This window comes from Amycolatopsis sp. NPDC051371 (assembly GCF_040682155.1).
Taxonomy (GTDB): Bacteria; Actinomycetota; Actinomycetes; order Mycobacteriales; family Pseudonocardiaceae; genus Amycolatopsis.
Genome location: NZ_JBFBAG010000072.1, coordinates 1 through 16,117 on the forward strand (window position 1 = coordinate 1; position 16,117 = coordinate 16,117).

The 16,117-nt window shown below is 70.8% G+C and carries 9 protein-coding genes; 3 read left to right on the forward strand and 6 right to left on the reverse strand.

Annotated features, from left to right (window positions below):
• Positions 1-155: 155 nt before the first annotated feature.
• The 4 genes from AB0M59_RS49330 to AB0M59_RS49345 all read right to left on the reverse strand — a co-directional run bounded on the left by AB0M59_RS49330 (position 156) and on the right by AB0M59_RS49345 (position 4,993).
• Entirely contained in the window at positions 156-1,604 is a 1,449-nt protein-coding gene (locus AB0M59_RS49330; RefSeq protein ID WP_364629928.1) for an amidohydrolase family protein, read from the reverse strand.
• Positions 1,605-1,914: 310 nt separating this feature from the next.
• The gene (locus AB0M59_RS49335; protein ID WP_364629931.1) at positions 1,915-3,471 is read right to left on the reverse strand and encodes an ABC transporter permease; all 1,557 of its coding nucleotides are present in this window, start codon (positions 3,469-3,471) and stop codon (positions 1,915-1,917) included.
• Positions 3,468-4,376 carry an ABC transporter ATP-binding protein gene (locus AB0M59_RS49340; protein ID WP_364629934.1) on the reverse strand — a complete coding sequence of 303 codons (909 nt, stop codon included), beginning with the start codon at positions 4,374-4,376 and terminating at the stop codon, positions 3,468-3,470. Before AB0M59_RS49340 ends, AB0M59_RS49335 begins: the two co-directional genes overlap by 4 nt.
• A 2-nt stretch (positions 4,377-4,378) precedes the next feature.
• Positions 4,379-4,993 carry a TetR family transcriptional regulator gene (locus AB0M59_RS49345; protein WP_364629937.1) on the reverse strand — a complete coding sequence of 205 codons (615 nt, stop codon included), beginning with the start codon at positions 4,991-4,993 and terminating at the stop codon, positions 4,379-4,381.
• Between the two features lie 237 nt (positions 4,994-5,230).
• Here AB0M59_RS49345 and AB0M59_RS49350 point away from each other — a divergent pair, with 237 nt between their 5' ends.
• Positions 5,231-8,464, forward strand: a complete 3,234-nt coding sequence (locus tag AB0M59_RS49350; RefSeq protein ID WP_364629940.1) for a S8 family serine peptidase — start codon at positions 5,231-5,233, stop codon at positions 8,462-8,464.
• A gap of 170 nt (positions 8,465-8,634) precedes the next feature.
• Complete coding sequence (locus tag AB0M59_RS49355; RefSeq protein WP_364629943.1) at positions 8,635-9,648, forward strand: glycoside hydrolase family 99 protein; 1,014 nt, start codon at positions 8,635-8,637, stop codon at positions 9,646-9,648.
• A gap of 72 nt (positions 9,649-9,720) precedes the next feature.
• Here the strand turns inward: AB0M59_RS49355 and AB0M59_RS49360 are convergent, their stop codons facing one another.
• The gene (locus AB0M59_RS49360) at positions 9,721-10,884 is read right to left on the reverse strand and encodes an ROK family transcriptional regulator (RefSeq protein ID WP_364629946.1); all 1,164 of its coding nucleotides are present in this window, start codon (positions 10,882-10,884) and stop codon (positions 9,721-9,723) included.
• A 96-nt stretch (positions 10,885-10,980) separates the two neighbouring features.
• Here AB0M59_RS49360 and xylA point away from each other — a divergent pair, with 96 nt between their 5' ends.
• Positions 10,981-12,129, forward strand: a complete 1,149-nt coding sequence (gene xylA, locus AB0M59_RS49365) for a xylose isomerase (RefSeq protein ID WP_364629949.1) — start codon at positions 10,981-10,983, stop codon at positions 12,127-12,129.
• 59 nt (positions 12,130-12,188) lie between these two features.
• Here xylA and AB0M59_RS49370 read toward each other — a convergent pair whose 3' ends face one another.
• Entirely contained in the window at positions 12,189-16,067 is a 3,879-nt protein-coding gene (locus tag AB0M59_RS49370; protein ID WP_364629952.1) for a carbohydrate-binding protein, read from the reverse strand.
• Between the last annotated feature and the right edge of the window lie 50 nt (positions 16,068-16,117).

Consider the following 16,117-nt stretch of genomic DNA (forward strand, 5'->3'; position numbering starts at 1 on the left):
CGATCCCGACGGTCGCCTCGGCGTCGAACCGCTGCCCGTCCGGCTCGATCCGCATCGGCCGGGCCAATGACCCGGCGGACGCCGGCGGGACGACCTCACGCACCCAACGCCACATTGGGGCGCTGGGGGCCAGCCATGAAGGACGTGAGCCGTCCTCAAACCTGATGGGTGACGTGCCCATCGAGGATCGTGGCCGTCACCGGAAGCGCCCGCAGGTCCGCGGGTGACAAGAGAGACGGGTCCGCCGCCGTCACCATCAAGTCCGCCACGTCCCCGACCGCGATCCCCCGACGTCCGCCCGAGGACGCTGCCAGCGCCTCCTCGAACGGCAGAGACTGCTCCGGGTGCCAAGCCGGCCGGTCATCATCGGTCCGGAACACCGCCGACGCGATCCCGTCCCACGGGTCCAGCGGCGCGACCGGCGCATCGGACCCGAACTCCAGACGGGCACCCGATTCCAGCAGCGAGCGATAAGGGAAAGCCCGCGAAGTCCGCCCATGCCAATGACGATCGGCGACATCGCGATCATCCGGCTGATGAGCCGGCTGGACCGCCGCGATCACCCCCAGCGAAGCGAACCGCGAGACGTCGGAAGGAGAAAGCAACTGCGCGTGCTCGATCCGCCCAGGACAGCCCACCGACTCGAAAGCGTCCAACGCGATCGTGTTCGCCTGGTCGCCGATCGCGTGCACCGCCGGGACCAGCCCATGCGCGGAAGCCCGCTGCATCAACGGAACCAGCGCGGACGGTGGCAGCTCCAGCAGACCCGGCGACTCCGAACCCGGGTAAGGGTCATGGCAAAAAGCCGTCCGGGTGTTCAGCGAGCCGTCCACGAACAGCTTGAACGGGCCCACCGTCAGCAGCCCGCCCGAATCCGGGAGGACGTCGCCCGTGCGGTGGCCGCGCTCGATCGTCTGGTCCAGCAGGAACCGCGCGATCACGCAGGAAATCCTGGCCGCCGGCGCACCTCGGCGCGTCCAGTCCGCCACCGTGTCCGCGTACTCGTAGTCCACGATCCGCGTCACGCCCCGCGCCGCCGCCGCGGACACCGCTTCCGCCACCCACGCGTCCTGGACGTCGATCGCGGCCGTCGGGAGCTGGGCCGTCGCGCTCATGCAGTCGTTCTCCAGCAGCACGCCCGTCGCGTGGTCGCGGCCGATCAGCTTCAGCGCCGCCGGGCTCAGCCACAGCGTGTGCAGGTCCGCGCCGAACAACGCCACCGCGCGCCCGGGCAGCGCCCGCTGCAGGAGGTCCTTGTGCGGCCGGTCCGGCCAGAGCGCGTCGCGGAACCCCGCGCCCACGACCAATTCCTCCGCCTGCGCCGGCGTCGCCAGCAGGTGCGCGAGCAGCAGCTCGATCGCCTCGCCCGCCGAGCGCGCCGCTTCCAGGGAGATCCGGCGGCGGGACGTCGCCCACTGCACGAGGTGGGCGTGCGCGTCGACCAGCCCCGGCAGCAGCGTTCCCCCGTGGCCGTCGACGACCCGCGCCGCGAAACCGGTCGAGCCCGGCTCGGTGATCGCCGTGACGCGACCGTCGTTGACGCGGACGTCCGCGAGCTCTCCGCCGAGCCCCGGCCGCACGCGGCGCAGCAGTAGATCGTCCATGCGGACCAGCCTGCCAGCTCGGCCCATCCGGGTGAAGCACAGAGTGAGACGGGAATGAGATGGGTATCAGCTACCGTTGTAAGAGATGGCAGCCGTCGCCCGCCGAAGGGTCAGGGCCGGTCCATGGGCGCCGCCCTCATAAGCCGCGCAGGGTTCGACTCCCTCGGTTGCCACTCGAGTCTCGGGGCGAGGCCTGTGCGCGGAAAGCGCGCACCGGGCCTCGCCCCGCGGTGTGCCCCGGGGGTCGAACCCCCGGACCCCCGCCAGGAGGGCAAGCCCCCTGGACCCCCACGGTGGTCACCTTTCGCTGTCAGCCCACCGGCATGTCACGACGGCGCAACGCCGCCAGACCACCGACGCCGGCCGCCGAGGCGATCGCCACCAGCCAGATCGCCGGGGCCACCGAGAACGTCCCGCCCGGCAGCCGCGCCAGGTGCTGGAACGGCGAGATCCCCAGCACCACGTCGTTCCACTGCAACGCCGTCCCCACCAGCGACAACAGCAGGAACGCGCCCAGCAGCCCCCAGGCCGCCGCGGCGAACCGCGGCAGGAAGCCGACCAGCAAGGCCGCCGAACCGGCCAGCACCCACACCGCCGGCAACTGCGCCAGCGCCGCCGGGACCAGTGAAGTGCCGTACGCCGCGCCGGTCGCGAGACCGGTCATCGCCAGCAAGAAAGCCGGCCCCAGCAAGGCGAACGTCAGGTGCGCGAGCGCCCAGCCGATCCGGCCGACCGCCGTCGCCAGCAGCGGTTCCGCCCGGCCCGCCGCCTCTTCGGCACGCAGCTTCAGCGTCGCCTGCACCGCGTAGCCCGCCGCCGCCAGGCCGAACAACGTCATCGTCCCGGCCAGGTACGCGTCCGTAACCGCGCCTCCGCCGCCGAGGCGCGAAAACACGTCCGCGACGGCCTGGTTGTCCCGCATCATCTCGGCGACGTTCTTCCCGACTCCGCCCATCAGCAGCCCGACCAGCGCCAGGCAGACGGTCCAGACCAGCAGCGTCCCCCGCTGCAGCCGCCAGGCCAGCGCCAGCGGCGACCGCAGTGACGCCTTCGCCGTCGCCCGCCCCAGCCGGGCCGGGAGCAGCGCCGCGCCGAGGTCGCGACGCGCGGACAGCGCGACGGCCAAGGCCACCAGCGCCCCGGTGAAGACCAAGGCCAGAGCGAGGACCCACCACTGTTCCCCCGCGAACGGCCGCATCCGGTGCGCCCAGCCGATCGGCGACAGCCACGCGACCCAGCCCGCCGAAGCGCTGCTGTCGCCCGCCGCGCGCAGCAGGAACGCCAGGACCAGCACGCCGATCCCGATCCCGCGCGCGCCGCCCGCACCCCAGGTGAGCTGCGCCGCGACCGCCCCGACACCGGCGAACACCCAGCCCACCAAGGAAAATCCGAGCCCCAGCGCCAGCGCGCCGGCCGGCGAGACGCCCTGCGCGGCAAGACCGAAGCCGACGACCAAGCCGTACACCAGGCACGCCCCGCAAGCACAAAGCACCGCCGCCGCCAGCCCGGCGTGCCGTCCGACGACGGTCGCGCCGGTCAGCTCACGACGGCCCGCCTCCTCCTCGGCCCGGGTGTGCCGGACGACCGTGAGCAGGGCGATCAGCCCGACGACGACCGGGACGAACCCGCACTGCCACGCGAGCAGGTTGCCCACCGACGAGCCGTATAGCGGGCCGTTGCGGACGACGAACGTCGCGCTGGATGCGTTGAGGTCGTAGAAGTGCTGCCGCGACGCCGCATCGGGGTAGGCCGCCTTGATCGACGACAGGTAGCCCATCGGTGCGACCGCCAGGCACACGATCCACAGCGGCATCAGCAGCCGGTCGCGGCGCAGGATCAGCCGCAGCAGCGACCAGGTGCCGGTCATCGCGCCGCTCCGACCGGCTCGTCGTGGCGGTAGTGGCGCAGGAACAGCTCCTCGAGCGTCGGCGGCCGGCTCACCAGGCTCCGCAGCCCGGCTTCGGCGAGGTGGCGCATCACGTCGTCCAGCGAAGACTGGTCGACGGACAGGTGGACGTGCGAGCCGTACACGCTCAGGTCGTGCACGCCCGGCAGCGACGACAGGCTGTCCGGCACCCTCGCGAGCGACGCGTCGATCGTGATCCGGCCCAGGTGCCGCAGCTCGGCCAGGGTGCCCGATTCGACGGTGCGCCCGGCCCGGATGATCGTGACGCGGTCGCAGAGCGCCTCCACCTCGGACAGGATGTGCGAGGACAGCAGCACGGTCCGGTCGCCGCGTTCCCGCTCCTCCGCGACGACCTGCCGGAACACCTCTTCCATCAGCGGGTCGAGCCCGGACGTCGGCTCGTCGAGCACCAGCAGCTCCACGTCGGACGCCAGCGCCGCGACCAGCGCGACCTTCTGCCGGTTGCCCTTCGAGTACGTCCGCCCCTTCTTGCGCGGGTCGAGGTCGAAGCGCTCGACGAGCTCGGCGCGGCGGGCGGTGTCGAGGCCGCCGCGCAGCCGGCCGAGCAGGTCGATGACTTCGCCGCCGGTGAGGTTGGGCCAGAGCGTGACGTCGCCCGGCACGTACGCGAGCCGCCGGTGCAGCTCGGTGGCGTCGGTCCAGGGGTTCCCGCCGAGCAGGGTGGCGCGGCCGCCGTCGGCCCGCATCAGCCCCAGCAGGACGCGGATCGTGGTGGTCTTGCCGGCGCCGTTCGGCCCGAGGAAGCCGTGCACCTCGCCGGTGTGGACGGTCAGGTCGAGCCCGTCGAGGGCTTTCGCGGAACCGAACGCCTTGGTGAGGCCGTCGGCGGTGATCGCTTCGGCCATCGTCATTCCTTTCGTTCGTAGGCGGCCAGCGCTTCGCGGGCCTTTTCGAGGACTTCGGCGTTGGCGAGCGGGTTCATGAACAGGTGCCCGGCGGCCATCGACATCCGCAGCATCGCCTCGTGGGTGCCCGGCTCCTCGCCGAGCGCGCGGGCGATGTGGTCCTGCAGGATCATCAGCCCGCCGGTCATCGCGGCGAGCGCGGCGGCGACGCCCCGCGGGTCGGGCATGTCCATGCCCTGCTGGCGGAAGTAGCGTTCGGTGCCGTCGACGATCTCGGTGAACTGCGCCTCGGCGGCTTCGGAGCCGTCGACCATGGCGCGGCCCAGGTAGCGCCGGAAGAGCAGCTGGCGGGCGTCGAACGTCGGGAGGAACCCCGGGTTCGCGACGCCCTTCGCCAGCACCTCCTCCTTGAACTTCAGCAGCTCGTCGAAGACGTACGTGTCACACGCCTCGCGCAACCCGTCCTTGGAGCCGAAGTGGTGGCGGATCAGGCCGCCGGAGACACCGGCGGCCTGGGCGATGTCGAGGATCGACGTCTTCTCCATGCCGCGCTCGGTGAACAGCCTGATCGCCGCGTCGCGGATCCGGGCCCTCGCCGTGAAGTCTTCCGTGCTCATCAGCAGTCCTATGCGTGCGTGTAGTCGACTACACGTGAATGTAGTCCCCTATACGCACACATAGCAAGAGTGGACGTCTGACCGCCGGAAGTCACATCCGGTTGCCGCCCAACCGGTCAGCCGATTAGGCCATTCGGCTCGCAACCAATTGCGGGTAATGGGCTAACTGTCTTATTGCTGACGAAGATCCCACGAGGTGTACTTCACGGACGCATCACTTCACGAAGGGTCCACTCAGTGACTGACCACAGATCTCGCTGGAGACGGCGGGCCGGGATCACCGTCCTCGCCACCGCACTCGGCGCCTCCGTCCTCGGCGTCGCCGTCCCCGTGGCGTCCGCCCAGCAGGCCCCGCCGACCGCGGGCGCGGCCGACGGCAAGACCCTCGACGAGCACGACCGCGCGCTCGTCGCCGAAGCCGAGAAGGCCGGCAAGCCCGACGTCACGCTGCTGATCGCGGCGGAAAAGGGCCAGACCGGCGCCGCCGTGAACGAGCTCAAGGCGCTCGGTGGCGTCGTCCAGTCCACCGACACCAAGCTCGACTACGTCAAGGTCAGCGTCCCCACGGACAAGGCCGAGAAGGCCGCGAAGCTCAAGTCGGTCAACGCCGTCGACGTCGACGGCCTCGTCTACCGCGACGACCCGAAGACCGATGGCGCGCAGGACCCCACGCCGCAGCCCGCGCCGGGCAAGAACACCCCGCGCGTGAACCCGTACCTGCCGACCGGCGACACCTACGCGGCCCAGTTCGGCCAGGTCCTGCCCAACTGGGACGGCAAGGACACCACGGTCGCGGTGCTCGACTCCGGCGTCGACCTCGACTCCCCCGCGCTGGCCACCACCAGTCACGGCGAACGCAAGATCGTCGACTGGTACAACGCCAACGCCACCAACTCCGGTGACGGCACCTGGGTCGCGCAGTCCACCGCGACCTACAGCGGCACCTTCACGGCGAACGGCAAGAGCTGGAAGGCCCCGGCGACCGGCGGCCCGTACACGTTCGGCCTGTTCACCGAAACCGCCGGCGACCTGGGCGGCGCGGACAGCGAGACCGGCGGCGACATCAACCGCGACGGCGACCGCGCCGACTCCTGGGGCGTGCTGCAGGACAGCGTGACCAAGGAGGTCCGCGTCGACCTCAACGGCAACGGCGACTTCTCCGACGAGAAGCCGATGACCGACTACGCCAAGAAGTACGACGTCGGTTTCTTCGGCACGGACAACCCGGCGACCGACATCGCCGAGCGGATGGCCTTCGTGGTCCAGACCGACAAGCCAGGCTTCGTCGGCATCGGCATCGCCGGCGCCGAGCACGGCTCGCACGTCGCGGGCATCGCCACCGGCAACGACCTGTTCGGCGGCAAGATGGACGGCGCGGCCCCGGGCGCGAAGGTCCTGGCGGTCAAGGTCTGCCTCACCGGCACCGCCTGCACGTCCTCGGGCCTGATCGACGGTGTCGTCTACGCCGCCAGTCACGGTGCCGACGTCATCAACATCTCGATCGGCGGCCTGCCGGCGCTCAACGACGGCAACAACGCCCGCGCGGAGCTCTACAACCGCACGATCGCCGAGTACAACGTCCAGATCTTCATCTCGGCCGGCAACAGCGGCTACGGGGCGAACACCGTCGGCGACCCGTCGGTGGCCACGGACGCGATCTCGGTCGGCTCGTACATCACCAAGGAAACCTGGCTCTCGAACTACGGCTCGAAGACCCAGAACGCCGAGTCGCTGCACCCGTTCTCCTCGCGCGGCCCGCGTGAAGACGGCGGCTTCAAGCCGGACATCATCGCGCCCGGCGCGGCGATCTCCACCACCCCACGCTGGGAGGCGCCGAGCCCGGTGGCCGGCACCTACAACCTGCCCGCGGGGTACGCGATGCTGCAGGGCACGTCGATGGCGGCGCCGCAGGCGACCGGTGCGGCGGCACTGCTGGTGAGCGCGTACAAGGCGACGCACAAGGGCCAGCGGCCGCCGGTCGCGCAGCTGCGCGCGGCCATCAAGTCGACCGCGCGGTTCGTGCCGGGCATCGGCGCGTACGCCCAGGGCGCGGGCCTGTTCAACGTCCCGGCCGCGTTCGTCGCGCTGTCGCTCAACCCGAAGCCGGACGCCGTCGCGACGTCGGTCGAGGTGCACACCACGCTGTCGGGCCTGCTGGCCACCCCGAACACGGGCGTGGGCATCCACGACCGCGAAGGCGTGACCACGGGCAAGGCGTACACCCGCACGTACACGATCACCCGCACGACGGGCTCGGCCAAGCCGGTGCCGTACTTCGCGCGGTGGACCGGCAACGACGGGACGTTCTCCTCGGCGTCGACGGTGGTGCTGCCGCTGAACACGCCGGTGAAGTTCGACGTCAAGGTGAACCCGAAGAACGCGGGCGTCCACTCGGCGCTGCTGTACCTGGACAACCCGCTGACCATCGGCATCGACGTGCAGACCCTCAACACGGTCTTCGCGCCGCAGGAGTTCACCGCCGCCAAGGGCTACCAGGTCGACGTCTCCGGCAAGATCGCCCGCAACCAGGCGACCAGCTACTTCGTGCGGGTGCCGCAGGGCGCCAGCGCGCTGAAGGTGGACCTGGACGCGGGGGCCGGAGCTCCGGGCAAGGGTCAGGTGCGGTTCCTGCGCTACGACCCGACCGGCGTGCCGGCCGAGGCGAGCACCTCGACGACGTTCTGCTACCTCCCTGACGCGGGCGCGGGCTGCCCCGGCGGCACGCCGACCAGCCGGACCATCGCCAACCCGCTGCCGGGCGTGTGGGAGATCGTCGTGGAAGCGCGCCGGACGTCCGATGTGGACAATGCGGCGTACAAGCTGTCGGCTTCGGTGCTGGGCACGACCATCGCGCCCAACCCGGACACCATCGCCTCGGCCACGCTGAACACGCCGATCGCGCGGTCCTACACCGTGACGAACACCCTCGGCGCGTTCACCGGCAAGCTGAACGGCGCGACGCTCGGCAGCGCGAAGGTCTCGCGGCCGACGATCGCCGAAGGTCAGCAGCAGCAGTACCAGATCGCGGTGACGCCGGGCTCGACGTCGCTGACGGCCACGATCGGCAAGACGTCCGACGTCGGCGCCGACCTGGACCTGGTGCTGTACAACTGCTCGACCGGGTCCTGCGTGGTCGCGGGCCAGAGCGCGGACGGCGACTCCGAGGAGTCGGTGACCGTGGCCAACCCGGCCGCGGGCGTCTGGATCGCGCTGGTCGACGGGTACGCGGTGCCCGCCGGCTCCACCGAGTTCGACTACCTCGACGTGTTCACCAACCCGGCGTTCGGTTCGGTCGCGGTGACCGACGCGAACGCGGTGCGGGCGTCCGGTAGCTCGTGGACCGTGCCGGCGACGGTGACGGTGAACGCCGCCCCGGCGGCGGGCCGGATCCTGCGCGGTCAGCTGACCGTGCAGACCGACACGGGTGTCACGGTCGGCTCCTCGCTGGTGCTGGTCAACTCCGTGAGCTAGTCCCGCTCATCGGAAACCGCCCCGGGTTCACCCGGGGCGGTTTTCGCTTTCCCGGTGGGCTTCCTGGTGGGTTCCCGACGCAAGTTTGCGTATGTCCGGTGAACTGTTGCCCTCGTTCGGGATGCGTCCGTATGGTCTGGAACACTCCGAATCCACCGAGGGGTTTCCGCATGCGACGGATTTCGACGTTGTTCGCCGCCCTGCTCCTGCTGGCCGCGACCCTGCCCGGCATCGCGCACGCCGCCGCGGCGCTTTCCAGCCGCACCCACCTGTTCTACTACCCTTGGTACGGCAACAGTTCCGGCACTTACCGGCACTGGCAGCAAGGCGGGCACACGCCACCCGACGACCTCGGCGCGAACTTCTACCCGGTGCTCGGCCCGTACGACTCCGGGGACTTCTCCGGCGCCGTCGAGCAGCACATGCGGTGGATCGAGCAGTCCGGCGCCGGGGTGATCGTCTACAGCTGGTGGGGTCAGGGGTCCTATGAGGACGGTCTGGCGGCCGGCGTGCTGGAAGCCGCGGCGCGGCACGGGATTCGCGTCGCGTGGCACCTGGAGCCCTACGGTGGGCGGACGGCGGCTTCGACGGTGTCGGACATCGACTACCTCCTCTCGCGATACGGTTCGAGCCCGGCGTTCTACCGCGAGGGCGGGCGCGGCGCGTTCTATGTCTTCGAAAGCCTGCGCATCACCGACTGGACGCCGCTCGACCAGGTGCGTTCGTCCGCGATCGTGCTGGCGCAGACGACCGACACGAGCAAGGTCGCGCACTTCGGCGGGATGTACACCTACGACGCTATCGCCGGGGCGACAGCGCCGGGCTGGCGCGAAGCGGGCGCATACTGCGAGGCCAACGGCCTGGTGTGGGCACCGTCGGTGGGCCCGGGGTACGTCGACGACCGCGCGGTACCAGGCAACACGACGCCGACACTGGGCCGCGACAACGGGGCGACGTACGACCGCGAATGGCAGAACGCGCTTTCCGCCCAGGCGGACTGGGTTTCCGTGACGTCGTTCAACGAATGGCACGAGGGCTCGGTCATCGAGCCTGCTCGTTCGTCGCCGCCGGGTTCGGGGTACGAGACTTTCGTCGGCGCTTACGGGACTTCCGGCGCGGCGTCGGAAACCGCCTACCTCGACCGGACGCGCTACTGGACCACCCAGCTCGCCTCCCTTCGGTGAACCTCGCGCTGTGAACGACCCGTTCACCGCGCCCGACCACATGAACGAGTCGTTCATGACATCGGGGCGGGCCTACGCCTCCTGAGCCCGGTTCACGAACGGCGCCGGGTCGGCCAGCACCCGGTGCACCACCCGGCCCGCCGCCCCCAACGTCGCCGCGTCACCGCCGAGGCGTGACGCCGACAGCACCGGTGGCGCGCCCCGCAGGCCGCCGAGCCGCGCGGACAGCACCTCCGACACCGGGCCGGACAGCCACGGGTACAGCTGCGTGAACACCCCGCCCAGCACGATGCGGTCCAGGTCGAGGAGGTTCACCGCCGACGTCAGCGCGACGCCGAGGGCGCGTCCGGCCGCATCGCACGCCTCCAAAGCCGCCGCGCCGCCCTGCTCGAGAGCCGCCAGGAAGTCCGGCACCGACTCCGCGTTCCCCGCGGCCAGCAACGCCTCCTGCCCGGCGAACGTCTCCAGGCACCCGCTGCCGCCGCACCGGCACGGCGGGCCGCCCGGCGCCACGACGACGTGGCCCAGCTCGCCGGCCAGGCCGCGCGCGCCGGCGAACAGCGTGCCGTTGACGACCAGGCCCGCGCCGATACCGACTTCGCCCGACACGTAGAGGAAGTCCCGCTCGCCGTCGCCGAACCAGAGCTCGCCCAGTGCCGCGAGGTTCGCCTCGTTGTCCAGCTCGACGGGGATCGGCAGCCGCAGCAGGTCGGCGGGGCGGACGTCCTGCCAGCCGAGGTTGGGGGCGCTGAACAAGACACCGTCCCCGACGGGACCCGACACCGCCAGCACCGCGCCCGCGACCTCCAGTCCGAGCCGGTGGGTCTCGGTCAACGCCTCCGACGCCAGCGCCTGCAGCTCGGCGAGGACCTTCTTCGGCCGTGAGCCGCGGTTGTCCCGCTCGCGGCGGGCGGCGAACCGGATCCCGCCGGTGAGGTCGAGCACCCGCACCGCGAGGTAGTCGACGTTGATCTCCAGCCCCAGCGACGCCACACGCGCCCCGCTGAGCACGACCTCCACGCCCGGCCGGCCGCGTTCGCCCGCCCGCGCGGGGCCGGTCTCGGCCAGCAGGCCCGCGTCCACCAGATCGCCGACGAGCTTGCTCACCGTGGACTTGGTCAGGCCGGTGCGCTCGGCGAGCGCGGCGCGGGTCAGCGGGCCGCCGCGGCTGACCGCGCCCAGCACGACCTCGAGGTTGCGGGCGCGCATCTCCTCGTGCCGCACGGCCTGGGTCATGTGTCCTCCTGCCGAGCACTTTAACCGGCCCCTTGACGCCCGGGACCCCCGCGGCGCATATTTAGTCTACAACGTGAACTAAATGAAAGGACAGTCATGAGCGACTACGCTCCCCAGCCGGCCGACAAGTTCACCTTCGGCCTCTGGACCGTGGGCTGGCCCGCGAACGACCCGTTCGGGGTCGGGACGCGGCCGCCGCTGGACCCGGTGGAGAGCGTGCACCGGCTGGCGGAGCTGGGCGCCTACGGCGTGACGTTCCACGACGACGACCTCCTGGCCACCGAGCCCGACCGCGACAAGGCGATCGAGCGGTTCCGCAAGGCGCTCGCCGAGACCGGCCTCAAGGTGCCGATGGCGACGACCAACCTGTTCACCCACCCGGTGTTCAAGGACGGCGGCCTGACCAGCAACGACCGTGACGTCCGGCGCTACGCGCTGCGGAAGGTGCGGCGCAACGTCGACCTCGCGGCCGAGCTGGGCGCGGAGACCTACGTCGTCTGGGGCGGCCGTGAGGGCGCCGAGTCCGACGCCGCCAAAGACGTCCGCGCGGCGCTGGACCGCTACAAGGAGGGCCTCGACTTGCTCGCCGACTACGTCGTCGAGAAGGGCTACTCGCTGCGGTTCGCCCTCGAGCCCAAGCCGAACGAGCCGCGCGGCGACATCCTGCTGCCGACCATCGGGCACGCGCTGGGCTTCATCTCGCAGCTTTCGCGGTCCGAGATGTTCGGGCTCAACCCCGAGGTCGGGCACGAGCAGATGGCCGGGCTCAACTTCGTGCACGGCATTTCGCAGGCGCTGTGGCAGGGCAAGCTGTTCCACATCGACCTCAACGGCCAGCACGGTCCGAAGTACGACCAGGACCTGATCTTCGGCCACGGCGACGTGAAGAGCGCGTTCTTCCTGGTCGACCTGCTGGAGAACGGCGGTTACGAGGGTCCGCGGCACTTCGACTACAAGCCGCTGCGCACCGAGGACCCGTCGGACGTGTGGGTGTCCGCCGCGGCGAACATGCGGACGTACCTGATCCTCAAGGAGAAGGCGGCGAAGTTCCGCTCGGACCCGGAGGTCGCCGAAGCGCTGGCGGCGTCCCGGGTCCCGGACCTCTCGACGCCGACGCTGGCCCCGGGCGAGTCGTTCGACGACCTCCTGAAGGACGACTTCGACCTCGACGCGGCGGCTCAGCGCGGCTACCACTTCACGCGCCTCAACCAGCTGGCCCTGGAGCACCTCTTCGGCGTCCGCTGACAGCCGTGAAGGCCACCTTGAGGAACTACAAGTTCGTCAAGGTGGCCTTCACGGACCTCCTAGGACACTGTGAGCGTGTCGATGTCGAACAGGGAACCCGCGCCGCCGTGGAAGACCAGGTGGAGCGGGCCCGAGCCCGGCGTGACACTGGTGGAGACCGTCCGGAACGTCTCCCAGCTGCCCGTGTTCGGCACCGCGACCGTGCCCAGCAGGGCGCCGGTCGCCGAGCCGTCGCGGATCTCGATCGTGCCGCCCGCTCCCGCGGAAGACACGACCGCGCTGAACCGCGTGATGCCCGCCGTGCTCACCGAAGCGAACCCGGCCCAGTCGCCGTTCTCGATGTAGCCGAGCGTCTGACCACCGCTCGCCGGGGCGTGCGGAGCGACCTGCACGCCCGAGCCCGACGTGAACGACTCACCCTCCACCGTGGTCGCCGGGGAAGAACCGCAGTCCGCCGCGACGACCCCGGCGGCGTAACGGATCCCGCCGAGCAGCTCGGTCCGGAACGCGGTGTCCGAGTACGACTCGATCGTGTGGCCGAGCCCGGTGTAGAACGCCCGGCCACCGCCCTGCGGGTGGCACCACGTGATCGGGTGGTCGGCACCCATCTCGCCGCCGGTGTAGCTGGACTCGTCCAGCGTCTGCAGCACGTGCACGCTGCCCCGCGGGTTCGTGCGGTAGTTGTACAGCTCGTCGGTCCGGTTCCAGACCGCCGGCAGGTGCGCCGTCGCCGGGTGCGCGTGGTCCTCGGTGACGAAGTTCGCCGCCTGGATCGCCGGGTGGCTCTTGAACCAGGCGCCGACGAGCTGCCCGTACCACGGCCAGTCGTACTCGGTGTCCGCCGCCGCGTGGATGCCGAGGTAGCCGCCACCACCCTCCACATAGGACTCGAACGCCGCCTGCTGCGTGGCGTCCAAGACGTCACCGGTGGTCGACAGGAACACCACCGCCTTGTACTTGGCCAGCTCGGCGGCGGTGAACACCGAAGCGTCCTCCGTCGCCGTCACCCCGAATCCCTGCGCCGCGCCCAGCTCCCGGATCGCCTGGATCCCCGCCGGGATCGAGTCGTGCCGGAAGCCGGCCGTCTTGGAGAACACCAGCACGTCGTACGCGGGATCCACCTGGGTCGGCATGCTGCTCAGGCTAAAGGTGTCGATGTCGAACAGGGAACCGGAAGCGCCGCGGAACACCAGGAACAGCGGCCCGGACCCGCTCGACACCGACGCCGTGACGGTCTGGAAGTTCTCCCAGCCGCCGGTGTTCGCCACCGCGACCGTGCCCAGCAGCGTGCCGGTGGCCGAGCCGGAGCGGATCTCGATCGTGCCACCCGGGCCGTCCGACGACACCCGCACGGTGAACGACCGCGCGCCCGACGTGCTCACCGACGCGTAGCCGGCCCAATCACCGTTCTCGATGTAGCCCAGGGTGTTCCCGCCGCTCGCCGCGGCGTGCGGGGCGATCTGGACCCCCGAGCCGGACGTGAACGACTCGCCTTCGACCGCGCCCGCCTGGGCGGCGGTGGTGAAGGTGAAGGCGTCGAGGTCGAACAGGTTGCCCTGCCCGGTGACGCCCTTGAACACGAGGTACAGCGTCGTCGTGCCGGCCGGCCGGTTCGCCAGGTTCGCCGTGACGTTCTGGAACACCTCCCAGTCCCCGGTGTTGGCGACGGCCGCCGATCCGAGCAGGGTGCCGGTCGGCGAGCCCGCGCGGACCTCCAGCGATCCGCCGGGGCCGCCGGACGACACCCGCGCGCTGATCGACGACGCGTTGCCCAGCGCGTACGGCGTGAACGAGATCCAGTCTCCGTCGTCGGTGTACCCGACCGTCCGGCCGCCCTCGGCCGAGCCGTGGTCGGCGAGCTGGATCCCGGACTGCGCCGAGAAGTGCTCACCCTGGCGGTGCCGCGGCTGGAGCTTGCGGACGCTGTGTGACGTCAGCCCGCCGTTGTCGGTGTACTGCGCGTCGAAGACGCCGAAGATGTTCGCCGCGGCGTCGTGCTCACCGTCGACCGGGACGGCGATCGAGCCGCTGCACCCGGTCGCCTGGGTGATCTGGTGCTGGTGGCTGTCGTGGCCGAGCAGGTACGTGACCTTGACCTTCGAGCAGTCGAGCGGCCCGTCCTCCGGGTCGCTGCCGGTCACCTGGAACGGCACGGTGTCCCCGAAGGAGAACAGCTGTCCGTCCGCCGGAACACCCAGGGAAACCGAAGGCGCGGTGTTCCCGACCGTGACGACCAGGCTCGCGGTGCCGGTCAGGCCCTCCGGATCCGACACCGTGAGCGACGGCGAATAGGTGCCGTTGGTCGTGTAGGTGTGCGCCGGGTTCGCCGCGGTCGACGTCTGGCCGTCGCCGAAGTCCCAGCGGTAGCTCAGCGCCCCGCCTTCGGGATCGCTGCTGCCCGCGGACGAGAAGTTCACGGTCAGCGGGTTCGGGCCGGACGTCTTGTCGGACGCGGCTTTCGCGACCGGGTTGCGGTTGGTGCCCGCGAGGTACTCGATCCGGTAGAGCGCCTGGTTGTCGTCGCCGGTGCCGTAGTCGAGGACGTAGAGCGCGCCGTCGGGGCCGAACGCCATGTCCATGACCTGCGTGCCGGTCCAGGGGAAGTCCTCGATGCCGCCGCGGGTGCCGTCGGCGTTGACGGTCACCGCCTTGATCCACTTGCGCCCGTACTCCCCGGCGAAGAACTTGCCGTCGAGGGACTGCGGGAACTTGACCGTGGACGTCGAGGCGGCGTCGAACCGGTAGACCGGGCCGCCCATCGGCGACTCCGAGCCGCTGCCGAACTCCGGCGGCGAACCCTCGTCGCCCGCGTACTTGATCCACGCGGCCTTCGGCACCGGCAGCTTGGCGAGGCCGGTGTTGCGGAACGAGGAGTTCGTCGGCCCGCCGGCACAGTCGTACTTCGCGCCGGACGGCCCGCTCGGGAACGTGAAGTGGTTGTACGTCTCGGTCGTCGTGTTCGAGCCGGTGCAGTACGGCCAGCCGAAGTTGCCGGCGGAGGTGATCCGGTCGAACTCGACCTGGCCCTGCGGCCCGCGGTTCGGGTCCGTGGTGCCGGCGTCCGGGCCGTAGTCGCCGAGGTAGACGACGCCGGTCGGTTTGTCGACACTCATCCGGAACGGGTTGCGGAAGCCCATCGCGTAGATCTCCGGCCGGGTGCTCGCGGTGCCCGGTGCGAAGAGGTTGCCGGGCGGCACCGTGTACGTCCCGTCGGCCTGCGGGCGGATCCGCAGGAGTTTGCCGCGCAGGTCGTTCGTGTTGCCGGACGAGCGTTGCGCGTCGAACTGCGGGTTGCGCGTGGTCCGCTCGTCGATCGGCGAATAGCTGTCGGAGGAGAACGGGTTCGTGTCGTCGCCGGTGGTGAGGTAGAGGTTGCCGGCGGCGTCGAAGTCGATGTCCCCGCCGACGTGGCAGCACTGGCCGCGGTCGTTGGCCACCTTCAGGACGACCTTCTCGCTGGCGAGGTCGAGGGTGTTGTCCGTCTTGAGGACGAACCTCGACAGGTGCAGCTCGCCCTTGAACGGCGCGAAGTCGGCCTCGGTGCCATCGGTCGGCGCGTCACCGTCCGGTGTGGACAGACGCGGCGAGTAGTACAGCCAGACGTACCGGTTGGAGGCGAAGCCGGGGTCGGCGGCGACGCCCTGGAGGCCTTCTTCGTCGTGGGTGTAGACGTTCAACTTGGCCGCGACGGAGGTCGCGCCGGCCGCGGTGGTGACGCGGACGGTGCCGTCGCGGGAGGTGTGCACGACCGAGCGGTCCGGGAGGACGGCGAGCGACATCGCCTCGCCGAGCTCGGCCGCGCCGGTGGCGAGGGCGACCTGCTGGTAGTCCGCGGGCGGGATGTCCGCGCGGGCCGGGGTGTCGACGGTGAGCAGGAGGCCGGCGCTCAGCACGGTGGTGCCGAGCAGCCTCGCCCACTTCCGTGGAGGCAAGGACATGCGGGTTCCTTCCTGGTTTTGAGCGTGCTTCGCCCCGGAGTGGCGCGAAG

Excerpts from the sequence above, each read along its gene's own strand:
- AB0M59_RS49355 (WP_364629943.1), top strand. The coding sequence starts at position 8,635 with ATGCGACGGATTTCGACGTTGTTCGCCGCCCTGCTCCTGCTGGCCGCG.
- AB0M59_RS49345 (WP_364629937.1), bottom strand. The coding sequence starts at position 4,993 with ATGAGCACGGAAGACTTCACGGCGAGGGCCCGGATCCGCGACGCGGCG.
- AB0M59_RS49360 (WP_364629946.1), bottom strand. The coding sequence starts at position 10,884 with ATGACCCAGGCCGTGCGGCACGAGGAGATGCGCGCCCGCAACCTCGAG.
- AB0M59_RS49335 (WP_364629931.1), bottom strand. The coding sequence starts at position 3,471 with ATGACCGGCACCTGGTCGCTGCTGCGGCTGATCCTGCGCCGCGACCGG.
- AB0M59_RS49370 (WP_364629952.1), bottom strand. The coding sequence starts at position 16,067 with ATGTCCTTGCCTCCACGGAAGTGGGCGAGGCTGCTCGGCACCACCGTG.
- AB0M59_RS49330 (WP_364629928.1), bottom strand. The coding sequence starts at position 1,604 with ATGGACGATCTACTGCTGCGCCGCGTGCGGCCGGGGCTCGGCGGAGAG.
- xylA (WP_364629949.1), top strand. The coding sequence starts at position 10,981 with ATGAGCGACTACGCTCCCCAGCCGGCCGACAAGTTCACCTTCGGCCTC.
- AB0M59_RS49340 (WP_364629934.1), bottom strand. The coding sequence starts at position 4,376 with ATGGCCGAAGCGATCACCGCCGACGGCCTCACCAAGGCGTTCGGTTCC.